The following is a 335-nucleotide window of genomic DNA, read 5'->3' on the forward strand; positions in this document are numbered from 1 at the left end:
TCACTTCTGAGTTCGGGATGGGATCAGGTGGGACCACAAAGCTATTGTCACCAAGCAAAATTGGAAATTCGGAAAGCTGCACTCTTTATTTAAAGAGCTAATTTGAGTCCACACTAAATCAAGTGCTTGTATTCTTTTGTTTGACCTCCATGGATGGAGGAAATGCTAGAAAATGTCAGGAACATTTTCAGTAAACCATCGTTACTTAAAAACCCATTAGGGTTGTATGGTTAAGCCTCACGAGTCATTAGTACAGGTTAGCTCAACGCCTCACAACGCTTACACACCCTGCCTATCAACGTCCTAGTCTCGGACGGCTCTTTAGAGACCTTAAA

2 rRNA genes are annotated in these 335 nt (G+C 42.4%); both read right to left on the minus strand.

The window, feature by feature from the left end:
* Positions 1–55: ribosomal RNA gene (gene rrf, locus LZP69_RS16755) — 5S ribosomal RNA — on the minus strand; the annotation flags it as partial.
* Between the two features lie 171 nt (positions 56–226).
* A 23S ribosomal RNA gene (locus tag LZP69_RS15980) occupies positions 227–335 on the minus strand; the annotation flags it as partial.

It is taken from the genome of Shewanella sp. AS1, from assembly GCF_021412565.1.
Classification (GTDB): domain Bacteria; phylum Pseudomonadota; class Gammaproteobacteria; order Enterobacterales; family Shewanellaceae; genus Shewanella.